This is a genomic window from Leeuwenhoekiella sp. H156, from assembly GCF_052218455.1.
In the GTDB taxonomy this organism is placed as follows: domain Bacteria; phylum Bacteroidota; class Bacteroidia; order Flavobacteriales; family Flavobacteriaceae; genus Leeuwenhoekiella; species Leeuwenhoekiella parthenopeia.
The window spans coordinates 2727876-2751276 of record NZ_CP197499.1 but is presented as its reverse complement, the minus strand read 5'-3'; the positions used below and the strand labels follow the sequence as shown (position 1 = coordinate 2751276).

22 protein-coding genes are annotated in these 23401 nt (G+C 41.7%); 6 read left to right on the top strand and 16 right to left on the bottom strand.

The genetic code is table 11. The features are described from left to right. Window position 1 precedes the first annotated feature (1 nt). From ACSSS3_RS11940 to ACSSS3_RS11865, 16 genes are all read right to left on the bottom strand, one after another. Window positions 2-1288 carry an MOP flippase family protein gene (locus ACSSS3_RS11940; protein ID WP_442844796.1) on the bottom strand — a complete coding sequence of 429 codons (1287 nt, stop codon included), beginning with the start codon at window positions 1286-1288 and terminating at the stop codon, window positions 2-4. Next, window positions 1285-2439 carry a TDP-N-acetylfucosamine:lipid II N-acetylfucosaminyltransferase gene (locus tag ACSSS3_RS11935; RefSeq protein WP_442844795.1) on the bottom strand — a complete coding sequence of 385 codons (1155 nt, stop codon included), beginning with the start codon at window positions 2437-2439 and terminating at the stop codon, window positions 1285-1287. Before ACSSS3_RS11935 ends, ACSSS3_RS11940 begins: the two co-directional genes overlap by 4 nt. 9 nt (window positions 2440-2448) lie before the next feature. Beyond that, window positions 2449-3582: a dTDP-4-amino-4,6-dideoxygalactose transaminase gene (rffA, locus tag ACSSS3_RS11930; RefSeq protein ID WP_442847425.1), complete on the bottom strand. Its 1134-nt coding sequence runs from the start codon at window positions 3580-3582 to the stop codon at window positions 2449-2451. Next, window positions 3579-4250, bottom strand: a complete 672-nt coding sequence (locus ACSSS3_RS11925; protein WP_442844794.1) for a GNAT family N-acetyltransferase — start codon at window positions 4248-4250, stop codon at window positions 3579-3581. Before ACSSS3_RS11925 ends, rffA begins: the two co-directional genes overlap by 4 nt. Continuing rightward, window positions 4251-5117, bottom strand: coding sequence for a glucose-1-phosphate thymidylyltransferase RfbA (gene rfbA / locus ACSSS3_RS11920; RefSeq protein ID WP_442844793.1), 867 nt, complete (start codon window positions 5115-5117; stop codon window positions 4251-4253). A gap of 30 nt (window positions 5118-5147) precedes the next feature. Beyond that, a complete protein-coding gene (rfbB, locus tag ACSSS3_RS11915) occupies window positions 5148-6203 on the bottom strand; it encodes a dTDP-glucose 4,6-dehydratase (protein ID WP_442844792.1) in 1056 nt (351 codons plus the stop codon). Further along, the gene (locus ACSSS3_RS11910; protein WP_442844791.1) at window positions 6196-7350 is read right to left on the bottom strand and encodes a GDP-L-fucose synthase family protein; all 1155 of its coding nucleotides are present in this window, start codon (window positions 7348-7350) and stop codon (window positions 6196-6198) included. Before ACSSS3_RS11910 ends, rfbB begins: the two co-directional genes overlap by 8 nt. 26 nt (window positions 7351-7376) lie before the next feature. Continuing rightward, window positions 7377-7787, bottom strand: a complete 411-nt coding sequence (locus ACSSS3_RS11905) for a GxxExxY protein (protein WP_442844790.1) — start codon at window positions 7785-7787, stop codon at window positions 7377-7379. 67 nt (window positions 7788-7854) lie between these two features. Then, window positions 7855-8967: a GDP-mannose 4,6-dehydratase gene (gmd, locus tag ACSSS3_RS11900; protein ID WP_442844789.1), complete on the bottom strand. Its 1113-nt coding sequence runs from the start codon at window positions 8965-8967 to the stop codon at window positions 7855-7857. Window positions 8968-8995: 28 nt separating this feature from the next. Continuing rightward, window positions 8996-10390: a nucleotide sugar dehydrogenase gene (locus tag ACSSS3_RS11895; RefSeq protein ID WP_442844788.1), complete on the bottom strand. Its 1395-nt coding sequence runs from the start codon at window positions 10388-10390 to the stop codon at window positions 8996-8998. A 206-nt stretch (window positions 10391-10596) separates the two neighbouring features. Further along, a complete protein-coding gene (locus tag ACSSS3_RS11890) occupies window positions 10597-11931 on the bottom strand; it encodes a capsule assembly Wzi family protein (RefSeq protein ID WP_442844787.1) in 1335 nt (444 codons plus the stop codon). A 157-nt stretch (window positions 11932-12088) separates the two neighbouring features. Next, window positions 12089-12565: a UpxY family transcription antiterminator gene (locus ACSSS3_RS11885; RefSeq protein WP_442844786.1), complete on the bottom strand. Its 477-nt coding sequence runs from the start codon at window positions 12563-12565 to the stop codon at window positions 12089-12091. Window positions 12566-13894: 1329 nt separating this feature from the next. Beyond that, a complete protein-coding gene (locus tag ACSSS3_RS11880) occupies window positions 13895-15340 on the bottom strand; it encodes a membrane dipeptidase (protein ID WP_442844785.1) in 1446 nt (481 codons plus the stop codon). 1093 nt (window positions 15341-16433) lie between these two features. After that, window positions 16434-16754 carry a rhodanese-like domain-containing protein gene (locus ACSSS3_RS11875; protein WP_442844784.1) on the bottom strand — a complete coding sequence of 107 codons (321 nt, stop codon included), beginning with the start codon at window positions 16752-16754 and terminating at the stop codon, window positions 16434-16436. Window positions 16755-16817: 63 nt separating this feature from the next. Beyond that, window positions 16818-17438: a thioredoxin family protein gene (locus ACSSS3_RS11870; protein ID WP_442844783.1), complete on the bottom strand. Its 621-nt coding sequence runs from the start codon at window positions 17436-17438 to the stop codon at window positions 16818-16820. A 12-nt stretch (window positions 17439-17450) separates the two neighbouring features. Then, window positions 17451-17993 carry a TlpA disulfide reductase family protein gene (locus ACSSS3_RS11865; protein WP_442844782.1) on the bottom strand — a complete coding sequence of 181 codons (543 nt, stop codon included), beginning with the start codon at window positions 17991-17993 and terminating at the stop codon, window positions 17451-17453. Window positions 17994-18188: 195 nt separating this feature from the next. Between ACSSS3_RS11865 and ACSSS3_RS11860 the strand changes: the two genes are divergently transcribed. From ACSSS3_RS11860 to trpD, 6 genes are all read left to right on the top strand, one after another. After that, window positions 18189-18647: a MarR family winged helix-turn-helix transcriptional regulator gene (locus ACSSS3_RS11860; RefSeq protein WP_442844781.1), complete on the top strand. Its 459-nt coding sequence runs from the start codon at window positions 18189-18191 to the stop codon at window positions 18645-18647. Next, window positions 18640-19272 carry an NAD(P)H-dependent oxidoreductase gene (locus tag ACSSS3_RS11855; protein ID WP_228231392.1) on the top strand — a complete coding sequence of 211 codons (633 nt, stop codon included), beginning with the start codon at window positions 18640-18642 and terminating at the stop codon, window positions 19270-19272. Before ACSSS3_RS11860 ends, ACSSS3_RS11855 begins: the two co-directional genes overlap by 8 nt. Before the next feature lie 46 nt (window positions 19273-19318). Beyond that, on the top strand, window positions 19319-19885 hold the full coding sequence (locus ACSSS3_RS11850; RefSeq protein WP_442844780.1) for a YceI family protein: 567 nt from the start codon (window positions 19319-19321) through the stop codon (window positions 19883-19885). A 241-nt stretch (window positions 19886-20126) separates the two neighbouring features. After that, complete coding sequence (locus ACSSS3_RS11845; protein WP_442844779.1) at window positions 20127-21524, top strand: anthranilate synthase component I family protein; 1398 nt, start codon at window positions 20127-20129, stop codon at window positions 21522-21524. An 87-nt stretch (window positions 21525-21611) separates the two neighbouring features. Beyond that, entirely contained in the window at window positions 21612-22241 is a 630-nt protein-coding gene (locus ACSSS3_RS11840) for an anthranilate synthase component II (RefSeq protein WP_228231395.1), read from the top strand. A 142-nt stretch (window positions 22242-22383) separates the two neighbouring features. Continuing rightward, entirely contained in the window at window positions 22384-23382 is a 999-nt protein-coding gene (trpD, locus tag ACSSS3_RS11835; protein WP_442844778.1) for an anthranilate phosphoribosyltransferase, read from the top strand. Window positions 23383-23401: the final 19 nt, after the last annotated feature.

Sequence of the window (23401 nt, the reverse complement as noted above, 5' to 3'; positions counted from 1 at the left end):
GCTATTTCAACCTTAAATGTTGAACATTAAATACTATAAGCGCACTTAGATATTCTTTAAAAGTAATTTCTGTCATTTTAAATATAAGTAGTCGCCAAGCAGGATAAATAAGTAAAATCATAGAACCCATCATTGCCAGAGCAACACCTATGGTTCCAAAACTTACCCCGATTATCACAAAAATAGGAGTTAAAATAAGTGTTAATATATTCCAGTAAAATTCAAGATCAGTTCTTCCTGTTGCAATAACCAGACTCCCAATAGGAGAATTGATTGCTCTGATTAACATATAAAATCCAAGAATACGCACTAATATTGTTATATCTTCAAATCCCGAGCCATAAAGAATCTCGACTGCTAATGGCGCAAATACTATTAAGGCTATATAAACCGGTATGTTGATTGCCGCAATAATACTTAAAAGTTTAAGATAATTCTTTTTTAATTCCTGTATTGAGTCTTGAAATTTGGCTAGAGTGGGTGATGCAACTTTAGTTACTATAGGGTTTAATATCTGCATTGGTCGCATTACCAGCTGCTTAGCTAAATTATACCCCCCCAATACTTCAGGAGAAAAAAACTTTCCTACCAATAAGATATCAATATCTCTATTAAAATAATTTACCAATTGGCCTCCGACTTGATATATGCCAATTTTAAGGAATGGTTTAACTTCTAAATACCTGTAATGCAGCTTTAGACCATATGTATGCAACCCGTAAACTAGAAAAAATAAATTTGATAAGGAGTACTGTATTAAGGCAGAGTAAATAAGGGAATAGACCCCATAATTATTATAAGCAAAGTAAATTGCAAAAATAAGTGAAAACATAGCTGCAATCATTTCGAACCATGCTACCGTACGAAACTTTAAATGTTTATGATCTATAGTTTTAAAGATTCTACCTAAACCGGATATGATTAAATTCAATCCAAGTAAGGGTATTAATATTTTGAGTTGCGGTTCCTCGTAGAAATCTGCAATTAGAGGTACTACTAATAGCAATAACCCATACAAACAAATACTAATTACAAGGTTAAACCAGTATAAACTGGAATACTCCCTGTCTGAGATATTTTTTTTATGAAGAATTGCGGATGTAAGCCCCATCTCATTAAAGAGGTCCATAAATCCCAATACAAATGTAACCATAGCCATTAGACCAAAGTCACTTTTATCTAAAACACGGGCAAGTATAGAAATTTTAAGAACGGCCGTTATTGCAATAAAAATCGTACCGGCACTAGACCATTTTATTCCGGAAATAATATTAGTTCTCAGACTCATTTTATACCCGTTAAATTAAAAAATGATTGAAGCTCATTTTTTAATATTTCGTCTTTAACTTCCAAACTTAACAGTCTTCTGTTGTGCTCTCTTTGCAAGGGTGTGAGTAGAGTGCTCAATTGGTCACTATTTAAATCTTTATTAATTGAGTAAACAAATAAACCTAACCTTTTTAAATAGTCAAATAACGTGTTGCGCTCATTTAAAAAAACTTTCGCTCCCATCCAAAGCATTACAAGTACATTACCAACGGCCTGTTGTCGATAATGGTTCATTACAGCAAAACCACAACTTTGAATGTAGCTATTATATTTATGTAAAGGCATAAAATCCAACAAGGGCTCAAAAGCTGAACCTAAATATTTCTCGCCTTGTTCTTTTATTAATTGTGCATAATCGTTATCTCCATAACTTAAAGGACATATTACTTGTTGATCTTTTAAATCAAAATCCTTAAGCTTATCTAAAATTTCCAGATGATTGTTTGCAATAAATGCAGAGTTACCAAGTAAAACAGAGTTTCCGGTCACAGTAGATTGAGAGTCTGCAAGCATTTTTTCAATTGGGTAATATGAAAATTTAAAAAAAGATAGCTTCGCATTGTCTATCTTCTTTTTTATAAATTCATATTCTTCTTTGTAAGGTAAGCCTATAAACGAAGTTCGTCTCATCGCAAATAGACATTCATTATTCGGTGATCTCGTACCTTTAAATATTCTGAAATAAGGAATACGCAATAACTGTTTCCATAAACTATCTTTATTATCATTAAGTTTAATTGTTAGATCTCCATAAAGCTTTGAAGGATTAATTATCAAAGGGTTATTATAAATTTCATACCCAAAAAGTAACCAGATAATAATAGTTTCTTTAGGAAGTCTGTTTGCGATTATACTTGCCTGGTAAGAAAAGCTGTGAAATACAACGTATCGCACACTTTGTAGCTTTTTAGCAATTACTTTAGCATTTTTTATAGAAGCGCTCTCGATGCGCATATTTTTCTTTAAACTCACATAATTCAAAGGAGTTACTGCCGTTTGATTTACCAGAATTAAAAAAAGATTTTGATCAGGTAAAATAGCTTCAAATTGATCATACGCACTATTTATAAATTTTTCATCAGGGGCTATATGTACTATTTTATAATCCAAAATTCTTCATTAAATTCCTTTATAAAAAGCGAATATTGTATCTACAATATGCTTTTGCTCGTTTTCAGTAAGCTCATAATAAAGAGGTAGTCTTATCAAACAATTCGAGTAATGATCTGATTGAACCAAATTTCTATTGTCGTGAAAAGGCTCATAATATTTACTTTTATGCAAGGATAAATAATGAAATACGCTTAATATATTTTCCTTCTTGAGGTAAGCCAACAAGGCTTTACGTTCTTTAGCGTTTTGAACTACTAAATAATACATATGCGCATTGTTAGTAGCACTATCTGGTAAGTATGGCAATCGAACCCCAAATTTCACGTCCAAGTGACCTCGAAATGCGTCATCGTATCTCTTCCAAATCTCTTTTCTTCGGGTTTGAATAGTATCAAGATTTTCTAGTTGAGCATACAAAAAAGCAGCAATAATATCTGAAGGTAAAAAGGAAGAACCTACATCTACCCAACCATATTTATCCACTTCTCCCCTAAAGAAAGCTGATCTGTTCGTTCCCTTTTCACGTATTATTTCGGCACGCTTCATAAACCGTTCATCATTGACCACAAGTAAACCGCCTTCTCCTGATATTATATTTTTGGTTTCGTGAAATGAAAAAGCAGCTAAATGTCCAAAACTACCTAATGGCTTCCCTTTATAATAAGAATCTATAGCCTGTGCAGCATCTTCAATTACGAACAAGTTGTATTTCGTTGCAACACTCATAATAAAATCCATATCACATGCTACTCCCGCGTAATGTACAGGTACAATGGCTTTAGTTTTTTCAGTTATTAAAGATTCAATTTTTGACTCATCGATACCGGGGTGATCTTCATGACTGTCTGCAAATATGATTTTTGCTCCTCGAAGCACAAAAGCATTTGCAGTCGAAACAAACGTATAAGAAGGCATTATAACCTCATCACCCGGCTTAAGATCAATTAGTATTGCTGCCATCTCTAAGGCATCGGTGCAGGAGGTGGTCAATAATACCTTAGAAAATTGAAATTTCTGTTCAAAAAAATTATGACATTTTTTTGAAAAAATACCATCCCCTGAAATCTTGCCGGATGACACTGCTTCTTTAATATAGGTTGTTTCTAAACCTGTAAAATAGGGTTTATTGAAAGGTATCATTTCCATATGTGATATATGTATGTAGTTGATTTTAATTTAAATTCTTGGCTTTCGTATAATTTAACAGCCGGCTTATTCAAGCCCTGAGTTACAACTGAAATCTCACTAAATCCATTTTGGAAACTTTTATTAATAGCATTTTGAATAAGTAATTTAGCATACCCTTTTCCTCTCTCTTTCTCATCAACTGCAATTAATCCAATACTAGCCGTTTCAGCGTCAACCTGTCCTAAAGTTATAAAACCAACCTCTCTAGAATCATTTTTGATAAACAATACGTCCCAACAGAGCTCAAGATTCATTGATTTTTCAAACCAGATACTGTATAGTTTTTGAAATTCTGAATTCTTAAAGGCATGGTCTGTATAAAATCTTGAAAAAACTCCACTTTGAAAAGCAAGCCTTTGAAGATTCTTGTAATTAAAGTTATGTTGCGTTACAGATTCTATTTCTTTTAAGTTTTTTATTGATGTGGTAGATCGTTTATAACTTTCTTTGCGATCAACTAATCTAAGTGGTAGTTCCACGCTTGAAAACACATAAATTAATTGGTAATCGTCAGGAAGTTCGTTTGGTTTATAATCCTCGATCCTATTTATATACAGAGCCCCTACTTTATATCCAAATAAAGAACTGTCAAAATTTAGAAATTTAACCTGTGGGTTCATCTAAAGTCCTAAAAGATATTGCCCATAACTACTCTTCCCCAAAGCTTCGCCCAGTGTCTTTAACTGTTTTTTATCAATATATTTCATTCTATATGCTATCTCCTCAATACAAGCAATTTTTAAACCGGTCCGCTTTTCGACAGCCTTTACAAATTCAGTAGCCTCAGTGAGTGCCTCATGTGTTCCTGTATCTAACCAGGCAAAACCCCGACTTAGAATTTCCATTTTTAAATTGGACTCCTCTAAGTACATTTGATTAAGACTTGTTATCTCTAATTCCCCTCTTTTGGATGGTCTTACTTGTTTCGCCTTTTTAACTACATCATTTGGGTAAAAATAGAGACCTACAACTGCAAAATTAGACTGAGGTTTAATTGGCTTCTCTTCTATACTAATAACATTTTTATTATCATCAAAATTAGCAACTCCATATCGCTCAGGATCATGTACATAATTGCCAAAAATCACGGCCTTATTAGTGTCTTTAACCATTTTGACAGAATTTGCTAAAAGATTTTGTAAGCCTGCACCGTAAAATATATTGTCTCCCAAGACAAGGCAAACAGAGTCCTCTCCAATAAAATCTTCGCCAATCAAGAATGCTTGGGCAAGACCATCAGGCGAGGGTTGTTCTTTATAAGTTAGACTGATACCCAAATGACTACCATCTCCCAATAAATTCCGAAAATTTGGCAAATCGGAAGGAGTGGATATAATCAGGATATCAGTAATTCCAGACAAAAGCAAGACTGATAGTGGATAATAAACCATTGGTTTATCATAGATTGGCAATAGTTGCTTACTCACTGTTAAAGTTAGAGGATGTAAGCGTGTACCAGATCCTCCGGCAAGTATAATTCCCTTCATTTGCTTATTCATTAAATTCTAAAAAAATCCTTATTTTTCATACTGAGTGTCGTAATACTCCTGATACGCTCCACTAGTAACTCTAGCCAGCCATTGCGGGTTATCAAAATACCAGTCTATGGTTTGCCTCAGTCCCTCTTCAAAGGTTACCGAAGGCTCCCAACCCAATTCGGTATTTATTTTTGTGGCGTCTATGGCATAACGTAAATCATGCCCGGGCCTATCTTTTACAAAAGTGATGAGTTTAACAGAGGTGCCGGGGTTCCTGCCTAATTTTGCATCCATTTGCTTACATAGTAATTTGACCAGATCAATATTCCTCCATTCGTTAAACCCGCCTATATTATAGGTTTCCCCGTTAACCCCTTTATGAAATACAAGATCTATCGCCCGTGCGTGATCAATTACATACAGCCAATCCCGGGTATAATTGCCGTCCCCATACACCGGTAAGGGTTTTTCATTAATGATGTTGTTGATGAATAAGGGGATTAATTTCTCTGGAAAGTGATTGGGTCCATAATTGTTAGAACAATTGGTAATCACATAGGGCAGACCATAGGTTTCTCCATAAGCCCGTACAAAATGATCGGAACTCGCTTTAGAAGCCGAGTAGGGCGAGTTGGGATCGTAAGCGGTGGTTTCTGTAAACAAACCCTCAGCTCCCAATGAGCCATACACTTCATCAGTACTGATATGATAAAAGCGTTTGCCTTCCGATTTACCCTGCCAGATGCTCTTGGCGGCATTTAAAAGATTCATAGTTCCTAAAACATTGGTTTTTACAAAGGCCAAAGGATCTTTGATGGATCGGTCTACATGGGATTCCGCTGCAAGATGAATCACCCCGTCAAACTGTTCCTGCTGAAAAAGCCGATCTATAAAATCTGCATCCGTAATATCCCCTTTTATAAAATGGTAATTGGATTGGGCTTCAACATCTTTGATATTCTCCAAGTTTCCCGCATAGGTAAGAGCATCCAGATTATGGATTTCATAACCAGGATACTTTAATACCAGTTGCCGCACCACATGCGACCCGATAAACCCGGCTCCTCCGGTAATTAATAGTTTTCTGTTACTCATGATACCAATTATAAATCTGTTTAATACCCCGATACAAATCTACGTTATGATGCCATCCTAAAGCATTTAATTTAGTTACATCCGTCAGTTTTTTCATCGTTCCATCCGGTTTATCCGTATTAAAATACAATTCGCCTTGAAAACTTACCGTTTCTTTAATCAACTCCGCCAGCGCTTTAATCGAGAGGTCTTCTCCGGTACCAATGTTGATGTGGGTATTGCGGATTTCTCCGGTATTTGCATGTTGCCCCTCGACTGCGCTCGGGGTGACGTCAGCAAAGTCTCGGTTTTCCATGATAAAGACACAGGCATCAGCCATATCTTCACTCCACAGGAATTCACGCATGGGTTTGCCGCTGCCCCAGATCTCTACCCGCACGGCAGCCCCCTCCCGGCAGCCCCCATTGGGGGATTTGGAGTTGGCAGTCCCGGCAGGCAGTTTGCGGCTTATGCCGTACTTTTTAAGAATGCCAAGAATCGCATCTTCAGAGGCACTGCCATCAACCCCCTCAATAGGTAGTTTATTTAAATCAGCCTTTAGGCTGTCCCAGTCGTTTTGTTCCAGAGCTTTCCCCAAATGCATCTTACGAATCAGCGCCGGCAATACATGAGACTTCTCGAGGTCAAAATTATCGTTAGGCCCATACAGATTGGTAGGCATTACCGAGATAAAATTGGTCCCGTATTGCAAATTATAGCTTTCGCACAACTTGATCCCGGCAATCTTCGCAATGGCATAGGGTTCATTGGTATACTCCAGCACATCGGTAAGCAAATACTCCTCTTTCATGGGCTGCGGGCAGTTTTTGGGATAAATACAGGTACTGCCCAAAAACAACAACTTCTTGACTCCGTGCACATAGGCCTGATGCACCACGTTGTTCTGAATCATCAGATTCTCGTAGATAAAATCAGCCCGGTAGGTGTTGTTGGCTACAATCCCCCCCACTTTTGCCGCGGCCAGAAATACATATTCCGGCTGTTCTTCCTTAAAAAAAGCAGCTACCTGCACGGCATCCCGTAAATCCAGTTCGCTACTCGTACGCACGACCAGATTGGTATAGCCCTTTTCGGTCAGATTTTTCACAAGTGCCGAGCCTACCAAACCCCGGTGTCCCGCCACATATATTTTTGAATCTTTTCTCATGTATTTGATGTCACTGTTAAGGTTCGTTACACGGATTTATCCGGATTATCACAAATAGCAGGCGTATTGATCAAACGCTTCCAGGTTAGACTCTTTGCTCCGAAATTAATTAACAAACCCAATTCAAAACGACTTGCTTTCAGATAATTAATAGTTTGTGCAATCATAGATTCGGTAAGCAATGCCGTGGCTTTAAGCTCAACCACTATATGTTCATAGCATATAAAATCAGCTTTAAAGAATTTCTTCAGTTTCTGATCTTCATAAAACACTTCTAGCTTTTCCTGAGACCTAAACGGAACGTTCCGGTTTATAAACTCACGCGAAAGGGCCTCTTGATAAACCGATTCCAGAAATCCAGCTCCTAAAGTCTTATGCACCTGCATACAAGCACCTATAATTGCATAACGCTCTTCCTCGTAAATCAACTTCCCCATACTACCAAATCACTAAATCCGTGGAATCCTTAATAATCCGCGTAATCCGTATTCCTGTAATCCGTGCTTATTCGAAGTAATTAAGGATTCTATACCCCCCATCCTTCAGATACTGATCTTTCTTCATCAGTTTCAGATCGCTTTGCATCATATCATTGACCAGGTCTTTCAGATCGTATTCCGGTACCCAGCCCAGCTTTTCTTTGGCTTTGGTGGCATCTCCTATAAGCAAATCCACTTCCGTGGGTCTGAAGTATTTGGGATCTACCGCCAATACTTCTTTCCCGATTTCCAGCTGATACTCGGGATTGGTACAGGCGGTTACATAAGCCTTCTCCTCAACCCCTTCTCCTTTAAACTCCAGCTCAATCCCGGCATGACCAAAAGCCATACGTACAAACTCGCGTACCGGCGTGGTCTTATTGGTGGCGATTACCCAGTCTTCCGCTTCATCGGCCTGTAAAATCATCCACATCATGCGTACATAATCCTTAGCATGCCCCCAGTCGCGCTTGGCATCCAGATTCCCCAGATACAGCTTATCCTGAAGCCCTAAAGCTATTCGCGAAGCTGCACGGGTAATCTTTCGGGTTACAAAAGTTTCCCCACGGATGGGCGATTCATGATTAAACAAAATCCCGTTACAGGCAAACATCCCATAAGCCTCCCGGTAATTTACCGTAATCCAGTAGGCATACATCTTGGCCACCGCGTAAGGCGATCGGGGATAAAAAGGCGTGGTTTCGGTCTGAGGAACTTCCTGCACCTTCCCGTACAATTCGGAAGTAGAAGCCTGATAAATACGAGTTTTCTCAGACAAGCCCAGTAAACGCACCGCATCCAGAATACGCAGCGTACCCAGACCATCGGCATTTCCCGTATATTCCGGTGTTTCAAACGAAACCTGCACATGACTCATCGCTGCCAGGTTATAGATCTCATCAGGCTGTATCTCCTGAATCAGACGAATCAGGTTGGTACTATCGGTCATATCCCCATAATGCAAAAAGAAATTACGGTTCTCTACGTGGGGATCCTGATACAGATGGTCAATACGATCGGTATTAAATAAAGACGAACGGCGCTTCAGCCCGTGTACCTCGTACCCTTTTTTCAATAGGAACTCACTCAGGTAAGCCCCGTCCTGTCCGGTTACCCCGGTAATTAATGCTACTTTCATAATGTGGTTTTAATATATGGTATTCAAGTTAAGAGCCAATGGCATAAAATTCAAATCCTTTCGCCTGTAGAGCTTCCTTATCGAGTAAACGCCTCCCGTCAAACAAAAAGGCCGGCTTCAGCATAGCTTTGTAGATATGATCCCAGTCCAGTGCAACAAATGCATCCCATTCGGTCAAGATCGCCACCGCATGGGCCTCCCGGGTAGCCGCATAGGCAGTATCCACCACTGTAATGAGTTCGCGGTTTTCCGCTTCAGAGCGAGATCCCAGATAATCCAGATCGGCAAGAATTTGTTCTTTCGTAACTTTAGGATCATACACCACCACCTCAGCCCGTTCGTTCAGCAGATAATCGGCTACATAAATGGCTGCCGATTCCCGGGTATCATTGGTATCTTTTTTAAAGGCCCAGCCCAGCATCGCGATCTTTTTCCCGCTCACGGTATTGTAAAGCGTACGTACGATGTTCTCTGCAAAGCGGCGCTTCTGATGATCGTTCATAATAATTACCTGCTCCCAATAGTCGGCCACTTCCTGTAAGCCAAAAGACTTAGCTATATAGACCAGGTTTAAAATATCTTTCTGAAAACAGGAACCTCCAAAGCCTACCGAGGCTTTTAAAAATTTAGGCCCTATACGGCTGTCCATCCCAATGGCTTTAGCCACTTCATTCACATCGGCTCCGGTTTTCTCACACAATTCAGACATGGCATTTATGGAAGATACCCGCTGGGCGAGGAAAGCATTGGCTGTCAGTTTTGAGAGTTCGGAAGACCACACATTAGTTGTGAGAATATTATCAGCTGTCACCCAATGCCCGTAGACATCTACCAGCGCCTGTACAGCTGCTTTTCCGGCTTCCGTATCCAGATCGCCGCCTATCAGGACGCGGTCGGGCATTTGCAAATCGGCCACCGCGGTTCCTTCTGCCAAAAACTCCGGATTCGACAGAATCTGGAAATTCACCCCGTTCCCGGTATTATCCAGGATGTTTTTAAGTGCCTCTGCCGTACGTACCGGTAAGGTTGACTTTTCTACGATGATCTTATCGCTGGTCGCTACCCGGGCAATTTGCCGGGCACACAATTCGATATACTTTAAATCGGCTGCCATGCCTTTCCCGATCCCGTAGGTTTTGGTGGGCGTGTTTACCGAAATAAAAATCATATCGGCTGCATCAATCGCGGCATCCACATCTGTTGAAAAAAAGAGATTGCGTCCGCGGGCCTCAGCCACTACTTCAGAAAGCCCCGGCTCATAAATGGGAATCTTTTCCACATCAGGGTCATTCCAGGCTGCGATGCGCTTTTCATTGATATCCACAACGGTGACCCTGATCTCCGGGGATTTTTGGGCGATGATCGCCATGGTAGGTCCGCCCACATAGCCGGCCCCAATACAGCATATATTTTTTACCTTCATCAATAATTATTTATCACCCCCTTGAAGAAGGGGATCTTTTAATTCTAACTCCTTGACTTAATCAAAACGCTCTAAACACATTCTCAACTTGTCAAACTGCCAATGCCCGACGATGATGTTCTTGAGCTACAAACAGCAAAAAGACTTCGACAGGCCCAGACTGACCATTTTACACCGCACAGTGTCAGAACGTCTCCTTTATAATTTTACTCCTTAAACCGGTACTTATACCCCACGCCTACACCCAGCACATCCCGGGTACGATTACTAAGGTCTCCTCCCAGATACCCGGTAAACAGACCAAAAGACGTGGTATAGCCCAACTCTCCATAAGCATAGAAAGCCTGTTCTTTGGGCTGATAGGGAGTATTGTACGTACCCAGATTGGTCACCGCACTCAGTTTTGCTTTATAGCTCCAGCTGCTGATGCTTCCGGTAGCTCCCAGATGATAAACAAAACTGCGGTCGTTTATGTTGCGTTGCCCGTAAGCCCCGGGAATGATAAAAGGAAGTCCGATAATGCGATCCTGATAGCTCCACCCGGTTTGATAAATCCCGTTCCAGAAATAACTATCACCTCCATTGAAGTTACCTCCATTTCCACTATTTCCAAAACGCCCGCTTTGCGATACAGTTTGCACATATTCCATTACAAAAGCATCCAGCCAGGCTATTTTTTTCGGTTCGATATAGGCCCCCCAGACTCCATCCGGAAAATTTTTCAGCATCATACCCGAGCCATCTTCAAATATATTTTGATGATAGAGACGCAGATCAAATTTGTCGCGCTTCATGTCGTAAGCCACTTCTTGCGACCCCAAAGCATTTCCCAGGACATTTTCCTGATCTCCGGCAAATGCAGTTTCACTGCCCGAACTACCAAAAAACACCCGGATATAATCTCCAAAACCAGAAGGCTGTTTGCCAAACTCCGGAGAAGTCCCTCCGTATTGAACATAGTGCTTCAACGTACCGCTGAGCCGGTCGCCGTTACCAAAAACCAGTGCCAGTTCAAGACTCTTATGATGCACCTGTGCGTTTGAAACATAACGAGCTTTTTCTAAGAAATAATGCCCAAAAGTAGCTTTAACCTCAAACCATTTAAAAACGGGAAATGGCTTAAGCATCTCCACATAAAACCCCGGAAGGGCCCGGGCATTATTGCTCCAGACAACATCACCGCCCACGCTCGAAATACCGCTCAGTTTCTCGTCCCGATGTTTCAATCCGGCACTTGCCTGCAACCAGGTATTGGTGTAGGCAACATATAATTCATCAGCTCGCACATCCTCATAAATACCGTCATTGGCTAATAGACCACCACCCAGTTTTAGACTATTCTCCCCTCCCAGCTGAAACGTATAGCCGGCCTGTACCAGCGCCAGGGCATGGGTTTCTGCGTCTTGCCTGCCGTATTGGTTGCTGTACATCCAAAAAGGATTATTAGAACCTGAAGAAACCAAGCCCAATCCACCTAAAGAAAAATCAAAACCCGAAACCTGCTCCTGAGACCAGGCTTTATTAAGGCCTGGAAAAATCATCAGAGCAAGAAAAAAAGTGCATTTATAAACCGTATTCATATTTAGAAATTGATAACTAAATCTCATGGCTTCGCCACGTGAGTCCCATTTAGAGTCCCACCGGGAATAAAAAATAAAGACCGGCAGCTTCAAAAGCTCCGGTTATGTTTCATCAGCATCAGGACACCAGGTCCCGGTAGCTGGCCTCGACGATCACGTCAAGATGTTTTAAAATTAAGCGTATTTTTCGCGATCCCGTATGGTCTACCACGGCGCTTTGCCCTTTAAAAACCCCGCCTTTGATTTCTACGCGATCCCCCGGGCTAAACTGCCTTACCTGCACATCGGCCACCTGCTCATCAGCCAGCCACTTCTTAACAGTCTCCAGTTCTTCATCCCGTACCACAGCCGGCTTACCCAGCCAGAATAAATACCGTACTACTCCGGGAACAGCAAACACCTGCTGGCGCTCCTCTTCCTTAAGCCGTACGAATACATAGGATTTAAATAACGGAACTTTTACCTTTTTCTTGCGATCACTCCACTGCCGTACTTCGGTCTTAGTGGGACAAAACACTTCAAGCCCCATCCGCTCCAGAGCCGCAGCGGTTTTTTTTTCAGTTTGTGACTTCACGTAGAGTACGTACCAGTTCATTGAAATAAGGCGCTTTATAACCGAACTTTAATATTCAGTCTTTTAACATTTTGGAAAGGCGAAAATAAGTAAAAACAGTCGCTAAACAAGGATAATATAGCATTAAATTTCGGAGCCACAACAAATAAAAAAACACCCGAAACACGCGAAAACGTTTGAAAATCAACACCTAAAGACACTTAAAAAAGCTAGCCCATTGATCCCTAGCGATATAGATTGTTAAAACCTATATATGTATAAGTTTAACAAATAAAAGCTCGTTAAAGTGTGATCGCGCGATTGTATCGCGTGCCTGAACAAAACCTTGTTACCGCGCGATTGTATCCCGTGCCCTAAACAACACACCCTATAGTACCTATGACTTCCAATCTTGCTCCTTGCTCCTTGTTCTTTGTTCTTTGTTCTCTGTTCTCTGTTCTCCGTTAATTAAACCCCATCCAAAATAGAATGAAAAATAAGTTTTTCTTGCTCCATTTCTTTTGTCTTGATACAAAAGAAACAACCCCGAAGCTTCCCTTGTTACCGCGCGATTGTTTCCCGTGCCTGAACAAAACAACTTTAGGACCGAAAACCTCTGATCTTATTCCGGGTTCCCGAACTGAAGAAACAAGATTTCTATTTCTATGCTTGCTTCTTTTCTTTTGTCTTGATACAGAAGAAACAAAAGATCAAGGCTCACAAGACGGTGTCTAAATTTATCGTTCGCTGCACTGCATGCGCTTAACTCGACCGCTAAGGCGGCCTCAAACAGAACCGCCTGCGACGCTCCGCTCACTTCAAATTTTACAACACCTTCTTGTAGGCCGTCTTTTAAACCAAAAGTGAAAATTTTATTCTCTAGCCCTCCCTCGGTTCAGAATAGACGCTGGCAGCTCCGAGATTCAGTAGCGATAGCGACGCGGAGCTGACAAGGCGGTTTTCGCCCTCAAGGCGAAAAATTCCTAAGCGAGGGGCTCTTTTCTTTTGGTTCGCCTGCCCTGAGCGCTAGCCGAAGGGTTTCTTTGGAGAAGCAAACCGACGATAGGAGGTTCACGAGCTCCAAAACCAATAAGCAACAGCGAGCTAAATCGACGATAGGAGATTCACGAGCCCCAAAAACCAATAAGCAATAGCGAGCTAAACCGAGGTACGAGGTTCACGAGCTCCAAAACCTATAAGCTATAGCGAGCTAAAGAAAATGAACAAAACACCCTATAGTACCTATGACTTCCAATATTGCTCTTTGCTCTTTGTTCTTTGCTCTTTGCTCTTTGTTCTTTGTTCTCTGTTCTATGTTCTCTGTTCTCTGCTCTCTGCTCCCCCGTTAAGTAAACCCTTTCCAAAATGGTCTTAAAAATAAGTTTTCAAAAAAGCCCGTGCATTAAGCCCCATTATGCGATCTACGATAGCACCGGCATCCAGTTTGTTGAAATCATGCTTAATTCGGTTCTTTTGTAAATAGTTGTAAGCATGACGTTCCAGGAAATCGCTCAGATACGGGAGTTCTTCCGCGGTCCAAAATGAATTAAGCGGATCGATGATGCCGTCATAATCTGAACCTATCGCCATACAATCCCAGGCAAAGAGACCCTCGGCGTCCAGCACTTCCAAAATATGCTGTATTTGATTCCACAGCAGTTCAGAGCGGTAATGCATAATTTTAGGGCGTTGCGTGGCGTGACGGGTCGTTTTTAGGGTTTGCTCGCTGGCAACCCGGCGCTCGTCGAGTTGCAAACCCAGAATACCCCTGCTTTTAGCCAGTAAAATAAGCTCCTCATCATAAAAATTAATGGAACTGTGCTGTAGTTTTTGAGCGGTTTCGGGATAAGTCATAACCGGATTCTGAGGTGATCTTAGACCGTTTGCAGCGCCATGACTAATGATGATGGGCAGCAGTTTGTAAGCCTCGTGAGTTTTTAAATATTCATAATACTCATAGCGTGCCTTCACACTCATATGCTTGACATCGATTAAAATGGGTCGCCCCTGTTGCCCGTCAAGCAGTAAAGCCAGGACCTCTTTTCCCAAAGGAGTAAATCCCAACCCCAGACCATAACTTTGATCGGCATGCTTTTTAATAAGACCGCTAAAGCTTTCTTCGTGTCCGCAAAGGTGATTCCAGAAGTGATGGGCCATGGTTACGAAAAAGGGAGGATGCTCCCAGTTTTTGAGGCTTTTCAGGTTTTGAAGCACTTCCTGCCGGTCAGGATCGGGAGACAAACCGGTATTCAGCACGTGCATACCTTCAATGGTGATGATTACACAAATACTCACAATGCCATCCTGCACCTCTTCCGCCTTAATAACTTCGATCTCGTTGTATGAATTCACAATACGATACCTGAATTTCCCCTCTTTCAGCTGAATCACTTTTCCGTCCAGCTGTTTGTAAAAATCATATTCAGCCTCAAGATCTTTAAAATAATCTGTAAAGCCCTGTATATGATCTATGCGCTTTTTGCCCAGTCCCGTTGCGAAATTGGCTGCCAGATCAAGCAGCAATTCGTTAGTAACCTTATTGCGTACAAACCACTTTTCCATGGGATATAGCGAAACGCAAACCACACCAACCCCGCCGTAGGACAAAGCAGTGAAATTGGATTGTGAAAATTTGGTCAGACCGGTTAAATAATTAAGCACCTTATCGAAGATAGAAGGCGGATCATAATGCCAGATCGAATGTTTAGAACTGCGCCGTGCCGTATTCTTGCCTGCAGGCTTTTTATTAAAACTTTTTCCAAAAGGTTTCAGTGCCGGATGGCAATGCAGATCCACGTAAAAATGAGAAGTATTCATAACTTGAGTTTAGTTGTACTCAGGGGTCATAAATGATAAAGGGATTCTAAGGTACTCATTTATATCGAGATAACACAGATTGCTGAATGCAGAGTGCTGAGTGCTGAGTTCAGAATGCAGAATTCAGAATTCAGAATGTAGAATTTTATGCTTTCAAATAACTCAATAACAAAGCATAATTCAGAATGCAGAATGCAGAATGCTAAATTTTTCCGTTCAAATAACCGAATAACTCAATAACAAATCAGAATGCAGAGTGCTGAGTGCTGAATTCAGAATGTAGACTTTTATGCTTTCAAATAACTCAATAACTCAATAACTCAATAATTCAACAATAAATCAGAAATACAAAATTAGAAATGCAGAACACCAGTTGTAACGTTGAAGATACCCAACCAGAAGATCATATAAGATATAAGCACTAATAAGCTCCCTCTCCGACCTTTGGGAAGGAGTCAAGGGAGAAGGTTGGGGGGATGAGGCCAGAATGCAGAATTTTATGCTTTCAAATAACTCAATAACTCAATAACTCAATAACTCAATAACTCAATAACTCAATAATTCAATAATTCAACAATAAATCAGAAATACAAAATTAGAAATGCAGAACACCAGGTGTAACGTTGAAAATACTCAACCAGAAGATCATATAAGATATAAGCACTAATGAGCTCCCTCTCCGACCTTTGAGAAGGAGTAAAGGGAGAGAAGGTTGGGGGGATGAGGCCAGAATGCTGACTTTTATGCTTTCAAATAACTCAATAACTCAACAATAAATCAGAAATACAAAATTAGAAATGCAGAACACCAGGTGTAACGTTGAAGATACCCAACCAGAAGATCATATAAGATATTAGCACTAATGAGCTCCCTTCTCTGTGGGAGAAAGGCGGGGGGATGAGGCCAGAATGCTAAATCGCTCCGTTCAAATAACTCAATAACTTAACTTAACAACCCATTTAACCATTAACAATTAACGAATAACCAAACACCAGCCAGCTACCGCGCGATTGGATCGCGTGCGGAGCCTTATAAGTATCAAACAAAAAAAGAACCCTAAGGTTCTTTTGTAGTTCATGCTATATCAACAGGCTTAATCCTCAGGATAAGCAACATCACCATCCCATTCCATAAAACCGCCCATTAGATTATAAGTAGTCTCAAACCCCAGCTGGTCCATCAATTGGGCAGCCTGACCACTTCGGTTACCCGAACGGCAGTACACATAATAGTTTTTAGACTTATCCAGTTTATTTACTTTATCGATAAAGCCCTGACCTTCGTAAATATCAATATTATGCGAATCAGGAATAATCCCTTCATCTACTTCATTTTGGGTACGTACGTCTAATATAAAGGCATTATCGTCTGCGGCCAGTTTACGGCGCCATTCTTCCTGGGTTAGATTTTTCATGATTTGTTTTTGAGGTTGAATACCAAAGTTAAGGCATTGTCTATTTTCTTCCTAAAATTTTATTTAGGCTTTGATCGAGCAACCTATGGCTTTCGTGTTGCTGGGCTCCACAGGTTTACCGGCTAAAAGGGCCTGTACCGCATCTGCTACAAAGCGTTTGGTCACCGTAGCCTCATCGCGAACGCTGTCGTCAATAGCCCCTATATAGCGTACCAGCAGAGATTCTCCTTCTTTTTGTAAAAGATATACATGCGGAGTTTTAGTAGCCCCATATTGCGGGTAGATTTCCTGATTTTCGTCAAACAGATACGGGAAGGTAAAGCCCTTTTCGCGGGCACGCTCCTGCATCGCTTCAAAACTGTCACCGGGCTGCACCTCCGGATTATTGGGATTGATTGCGATTACCGGATAACCCTTAGCTTTAAACTCCTTATCCAGGTCAAGGATGCGATCTTCATTGGCCATGGCAAACGGACATGTGTTGCAGGTAAATACCACAATAAAACCTTTGGCTTTATCAAAATCTGAGAGGGAAACAAAGCTTCCATCAACATTTTTAAGTTTAAAATCGGTGGCAACATCTCCCACAGCATATCCGCTTTCAAAGGTGTCGATCTGGGTAAATGCAAATGCTGAAACAACCAAAAGCAAGGTTAATACAACAAGAATTTTTAGGGATTTCATCTCATCAATAGTTTAATCATTAAAGTTGCTTTTTAAGGAAAGCAATTCGTGTTCCAGTGCCGGATATTCAAACGAACGCTCATAAAAGCGGTATTCTTCCGAAGTTAGTATTATAGTGGCCGGGATAGCCCCACTCCACTCTTCCGAAACCTGGGGAATCCACACATCTCCATGCGGATCATCTAACAGCAGTACCTTCGACTTCAGTTGCTTTTTGAGAATAAAAGGGATTAAGCGCTCCTTAACCTGATCTGGAAAATCAAGACTCACCAGTATAACCTCTACCTGTTTATCTTTATAATTTGCCTGCAATGTTTCAAAAGCCGGCAACTCGGCCAGACAGGGCTTGCACCACGTGGCCCAAAAGTTAATCACCCGCACCACATCGGTGTCTGTTACCTTTAGAAAAGGCTTAAAGTGCTCATAATCGTAAACCGGCAGCTTATACCCCTGCTCCTGATACACTTTTACGGGCTTTGGCAACTCCTGACCCTTGGTCGCATCGGTGCATCCCAAAGCCAAAAAAGCAGCCATAAAAAACAAATAAGGTCTCAAAAAATCAGTTTAAAGCGGCTAAAGCTATAGTAAATCAACTGGTTTTGCACAGTCTTTAAGATTTGTATAACATTTAAACGCTGCAACCCCTTAAAAATCGATGAGTCTCTTAATAATGCGTTAAACTCGTTCGCGTTGCTTGCAGGAAAACAACTTTGCCTTACATTTGTATATACAAATATTGTATAGACGATAATGACAATTGAAGAAGCCTTACATATAAGTGCGAAACTGGATCTGGAATCCAAAACAGCAATAAACCTGCAATACACTTCCCGCATTCTGGAAGAAAAATTTGCCGGCTTATTGAAGGAATACGATTTGACTACCCCACAGTTTAACGTGCTTCGCATCTTAAGAGGTCAAAAAGGAAAGCCTGCGAGTCTGGCCTGTATTCAGGATCGAATGGTAGACCGCAACAGCAATACCACCCGTCTGGTTGATAAACTCATTAAAAAAGATTGGGTGAAGCGCAGGGTGTGTCCCGATAACCGAAGAATGGTAGAGATCGAAATCACGCCCGACGGCCTTACGATCTTAGAACAACTCGATCCCCTCACCCGCGAGATCAATGCCAAAAACGTGGCTCCTTTAACGCGAGATGAATTACTAACCCTAAATATACTTTTAGATAAATTAAAAACTCATGACTAAATACGTAGAAGACTTAAACTGGCGCTATGCCACCAAAAAATTTGATGCAACCAAGAAGATTGCTTCAGATGATTTAGAAACCCTTAAAAAAGCAGTACAGCTTTCTGCAAGCTCGTACGGATTACAACCGTATAAAATACTTGTTGTCAAGGACGATGCCGTTAAAGCAAAGCTGAAAGAAGCCGGATACAATCAAACTCAGTTTACCGATGCATCTGAAATTTTTGTATTCGCACATCAAACCGATTTTGGTGCAGAATTGGTAGACTCCTACATCGAGATTGCTGCTGAAGCAAACGGAGTTAAGCCTGAAGCGATGCAGGACTATGCTAATTTGATGAAAAATTCACTGCTCAACCTGCCACAGGAAGCCAAAGCAGGCTGGACAGCCAGACAGGCCTATATCGCAATTGGTAATTTATTAAGTGCAGCTGCCGCTCATAAAATTGATGCCTGCCCAATGGAAGGTTTCAATGCAGAGGCATTTGATGAAATCCTAAATCTTAAAGGAACCAATTTACACGCAGTTGCAGTGGTTGCTGTAGGATACCGCAGCGAAGAAGACAGCCATCAGCACGATCCTAAAGTGAGAAGACCACAGGAAACCCTGTTTGAAACGATCTAAAATTTTTTAATTCAACACTTGTATATACAAATAAATCTCTAAACCCATGAAAACAGTAAAATCAATTTTAATTCTGGCAGTAGCTGTAGGCACTGCATCATTCACAACAAAAGCTATTATGGAAAAAGTAAGCGTAAAAACCAGCTCTATCACCTGGACGGGTAAAAAAGTAACCGGCAAGCACGTGGGAACCATCGATCTTAAAGACGGGTTCTTTACAATGGAAGGGGACAACATCACCGGTGGTGAGTTTCATATCGATATGACCAGTATTGAATGTACCGATCTTTCCGGAGACAGCAAAGGTCAGTTAGAAGGGCACTTAAAGAGCGACGACTTTTTTGGCGTTGACAATTACCCAACTGCAAAACTGGTTATAACCAATGCTGTAAAAAAGGGAAATACCTATAAAGTAACCGGAGATCTTACGATTAAGAAAACCACCGAGCCGGTAACTTTTGAATTGGAGCGTGCAGGCAGCAACTTCAGCACCGTTCTTACAATCGACAGAAGTAAGTATGACGTACGTTACGGTTCTGGTAGTTTCTTCGACAACTTAGGTGATAAAACCATCTATGATGATTTCACACTGGACATCAACCTGTCTATCTAATTTTTTTCAGAACTAAATGCCGATTTTGTTTGTTAACTAAGAAGCTATTTTTATCTTTGAGCCACTTATGAAAAACAGAATCGCAAATACCTGGTGGTGGATCTCGCAACTTTAATGTCGTGATGCAACCTCGTATTTGATAAATACATAATTAAAGGCCTGTCTCACGACAGGTCTTTTTTGTTTTACGCAAAGCGGAAAGACAACATAAAATGAGTTTAGGTAGTCAAACCCATAAAAGATGAAATTTACCTTAAAGACACACAGCAAAAAAATTCTGGCAGATACCATTACTCCGGTATCGGTTTACCTGCGTTTGCGCGATAAATTCCCCAACAGTCTGTTGCTGGAGAGCAGCGATTACCGGGCAAACGACAATACCTTCAGTTACATTTGCTGCAATCCCATCGCCTCCATTTCGGTACAAAACGAGCAGATTAAAGAAGTGTTTCCTGACGGAAGCATACAGCAAACAAACATCAGTGCAGACACCGATGTCGTGGGTATTATCGAAGGCTTTGCCCAAAAATTTGAAACCCAAAACAACGACCGCAAGTTCATTCAAAACGGACTTTTTGGGTATATGAGTTATGACGCGGTACGCTATTTTGAAGATATTGAAATTGCTAAAAAGGAAGGCAGCCTTCAGATCCCCGATATTTATTATGCGGTGTATCAAAACATCATCGCCATCAACCATTTCAATAACGAGGCCTATATTTTTTCGCATACCTATGAAGGCGAAAACAACCTCGATCAAATCGCACAGCTGCTTACCGTAAAGAGCTTTTCAGAATACAACTTTAAGCTGGAAGGGGAACGCAAATCGGTAATGACCGATGCAGAATATGTAGAGCTGGTCAAAACCTGTAAAAAGCATTGTCAGCGTGGTGATGTGTTTCAGATTGTACCTTCCAAGCGTTTTTCGCAAGGCTTTAGCGGCGATGAGTTTAATGTGTACCGAAGCCTGCGCAGCGTAAACCCATCTCCCTACCTCTTCTATTTTGACTACGGCAACTTCAAGATTTTTGGCAGTTCGCCCGAAGCTCAATTGATCGTTCAGGATGGTAAAGCCGAAATTCACCCCATCGCCGGAACCTTTAAACGTACCGGCAATGACGAGCAGGACGCCGCTTTGGCTAAAAAATTATCGGAAGACGCCAAAGAAAACAGCGAGCACGTGATGCTGGTTGATCTTGCGCGTAACGACCTGAGCCGTAACGGCAGTAATGTAAAGGTTGAAACCTACCGCGAAGTGCAGTTTTTCTCGCACGTGATTCACCTGGTAAGTAAAGTTACGGGAACCAAACACCCCGAAACCTCAACAATGCGCGTGGTAGCAGATACCTTTCCCGCAGGGACTTTAAGCGGCGCACCCAAACACAACGCGATGAAACTGCTGGAGAAATACGAACCCATCAACCGGGATTTTTACGGCGGCGCCATCGGCTTTATGGACTTTAACGGCAACTTCAACCATGCCATCATCATCCGTTCGTTCTTGAGTAAAAACCATCATTTACACTATCAGGCCGGCGCGGGTGTGGTAAGCGATAGCGTGCCCGAGAAAGAACTCGAAGAAGTATATAACAAACTGGGAGCCCTTTCTAAGGCCCTCAAACTGGCAGAAGAAATTTAGCCGCCTGGTACCCAAAGGGGAACCCTTATTTTCGCAAAGCGAAAAAATTAAAAGAACTTAAAGTATTCAATAGACTTTAAACCAAATATGGAAACTAATAGTAATAGCAATAATAATAGTAAATCCACTCCCCTTTCGGGGGTCGGGGGGCTCAAAATATTAGTCATCGACAACTACGACAGTTTTGTGTACAACCTGGTGCATTACCTGGAAGATCTGGACTGTGAGGTTACCGTAAAACGAAACGATCAGCTTACGCTGGAAGAAGTTAAGGATTACGATAAAATTTTGCTCTCTCCGGGACCGGGCATTCCCGATGAAGCCGGACTTCTGAAAGCCATCATAAAAGAATATGCGCCTACCAAGAGTATGTTTGGCGTATGTTTGGGTCAGCAGGCTATTGGCGAGGTTTTCGGCGGAAGCCTGATCAATCTGGATAAGGTTTTTCACGGAGTAGCCACCAAAGCGAAACAGACCGTGAAAGACGAAACGCTTTTTAAAGACATTCCGGAAGAATTTGAAATAGGTCGCTATCACTCGTGGGTCGTGGCGCCGGAAGGTTTCCCGGAAGAACTGGAAATCACCTCGGTAGACGATAACGGCCAAATCATGTCGTTGCGTCATAAAACATACGACGTGCGCGGGGTACAATTCCATCCGGAATCGGTACTCACACCCGAAGGCAAAAAAATGATCAAAAATTGGATAAATGCGTAGCACTTTATCATTTCCGCGAAGGCGGAAATCTCAATAAAACATAGTTTACATTTCCGCGTAGGCGGAAATCGCAAAACAGAATTACAAACATCAAAAAAAGTTCTCTCCCCTGGGGAGAGATGCCCGAAGGGCAGAGAGGGAAATGAAAACACTTTTAAACAGACTCATCAACCACGAGCAACTCAATAAATCAGAGGCACGTGACGTGCTGGTCAATATTTCAGAAGGTAAGTACAACACCAGCCAGATTGCGGCATTTATGACGGTATATATGATGCGCAGCATCACCGTTGAAGAACTGGCCGGCTTTAGGGATGCGCTTTTAGACTTGTGCATCGCCGTACCCTTTGAAGGCTATAATGCCATTGACCTCTGCGGAACCGGTGGCGATGGCAAGGATACCTTCAACATTTCGACCCTGTCGTCCTTTGTAGCTGCCGGAGCCGGAATCAACGTAACCAAGCATGGCAATTACGGGGTTTCTTCGGTGAGTGGGAGCAGCAACGTGATGGAGCATCTGGGTATTACATTCAGTAATGATAAAGACTTTTTAAAGCGTTGCCTGGACGAGGCCGGAATTTGTGTGTTACACGCGCCCCTCTTCCACCCGGCTATGAAGAATGTAGGTCCCATACGCCGCGAACTGGGCGTCAAAACCTTTTTCAATATGTTGGGCCCTATGGTAAATCCGGCTTTTCCCGACAATCAGTTGGTGGGGGTTTTCAATCTGGAGTTGGCCCGTATGTATGGCTACCTCTATCAGAAAACCGATAAGAATTTCACTATTCTACACAGCATAGACGGCTATGACGAGATTTCCCTCACCGGCGAGACCAAAGCCATTCGCAACACCAGCGAGCGTATGCTTACCGCTGAAGATTTTGGCGTAGAAACCATTAGACAGGAACAGATTTACGGCGGCGATAGCATCGAGTCTTCTGCTGCAATATTTAAAAAAGTCATCAGCGGGCAGGGCACTGAAGCTCAGAACAATGTGGTCGCGGCAAATGCCGGTATGGCCATAGCCACAGTAAAAGGCCTGGAACCCAAAGAAGGATTTGACATCGCGAAAGAAACCCTCCTCAGCGGAAAAGCTTTAGATCGCTTAGAGAAACTAATTCAGCTAAGCTCACACGTCTAATAGGTAATAGCAATAAAAA

Coding starts and splice junctions, on each gene's coding strand:
- ACSSS3_RS11905 (WP_442844790.1), bottom strand. CDS start 7,787: ATGGGGAAGTTGATTTACGAGGAAGAGCGTTATGCAATTATAGGTGCT.
- ACSSS3_RS11890 (WP_442844787.1), bottom strand. CDS start 11,931: ATGATTTTTCCAGGCCTTAATAAAGCCTGGTCTCAGGAGCAGGTTTCG.
- ACSSS3_RS11840 (WP_228231395.1), top strand. CDS start 21,612: ATGGAAACTAATAGTAATAGCAATAATAATAGTAAATCCACTCCCCTT.
- ACSSS3_RS11870 (WP_442844783.1), bottom strand. CDS start 17,438: ATGAAATCCCTAAAAATTCTTGTTGTATTAACCTTGCTTTTGGTTGTT.
- ACSSS3_RS11910 (WP_442844791.1), bottom strand. CDS start 7,350: ATGAGAAAAGATTCAAAAATATATGTGGCGGGACACCGGGGTTTGGTA.
- ACSSS3_RS11850 (WP_442844780.1), top strand. CDS start 19,319: ATGAAAACAGTAAAATCAATTTTAATTCTGGCAGTAGCTGTAGGCACT.
- ACSSS3_RS11845 (WP_442844779.1), top strand. CDS start 20,127: ATGAAATTTACCTTAAAGACACACAGCAAAAAAATTCTGGCAGATACC.
- ACSSS3_RS11925 (WP_442844794.1), bottom strand. CDS start 4,250: ATGAACCCACAGGTTAAATTTCTAAATTTTGACAGTTCTTTATTTGGA.
- ACSSS3_RS11875 (WP_442844784.1), bottom strand. CDS start 16,754: ATGAAAAATCTAACCCAGGAAGAATGGCGCCGTAAACTGGCCGCAGAC.
- ACSSS3_RS11895 (WP_442844788.1), bottom strand. CDS start 10,390: ATGAAGGTAAAAAATATATGCTGTATTGGGGCCGGCTATGTGGGCGGA.
- rfbB (WP_442844792.1), bottom strand. CDS start 6,203: ATGAGTAACAGAAAACTATTAATTACCGGAGGAGCCGGGTTTATCGGG.
- ACSSS3_RS11860 (WP_442844781.1), top strand. CDS start 18,189: ATGACAATTGAAGAAGCCTTACATATAAGTGCGAAACTGGATCTGGAA.
- ACSSS3_RS11940 (WP_442844796.1), bottom strand. CDS start 1,288: ATGAGTCTGAGAACTAATATTATTTCCGGAATAAAATGGTCTAGTGCC.
- rffA (WP_442847425.1), bottom strand. CDS start 3,582: ATGATACCTTTCAATAAACCCTATTTTACAGGTTTAGAAACAACCTAT.
- ACSSS3_RS11855 (WP_228231392.1), top strand. CDS start 18,640: ATGACTAAATACGTAGAAGACTTAAACTGGCGCTATGCCACCAAAAAA.
- ACSSS3_RS11885 (WP_442844786.1), bottom strand. CDS start 12,565: ATGAACTGGTACGTACTCTACGTGAAGTCACAAACTGAAAAAAAAACC.
- ACSSS3_RS11880 (WP_442844785.1), bottom strand. CDS start 15,340: ATGAATACTTCTCATTTTTACGTGGATCTGCATTGCCATCCGGCACTG.
- gmd (WP_442844789.1), bottom strand. CDS start 8,967: ATGAAAGTAGCATTAATTACCGGGGTAACCGGACAGGACGGGGCTTAC.
- rfbA (WP_442844793.1), bottom strand. CDS start 5,117: ATGAAGGGAATTATACTTGCCGGAGGATCTGGTACACGCTTACATCCT.
- trpD (WP_442844778.1), top strand. CDS start 22,384: ATGAAAACACTTTTAAACAGACTCATCAACCACGAGCAACTCAATAAA.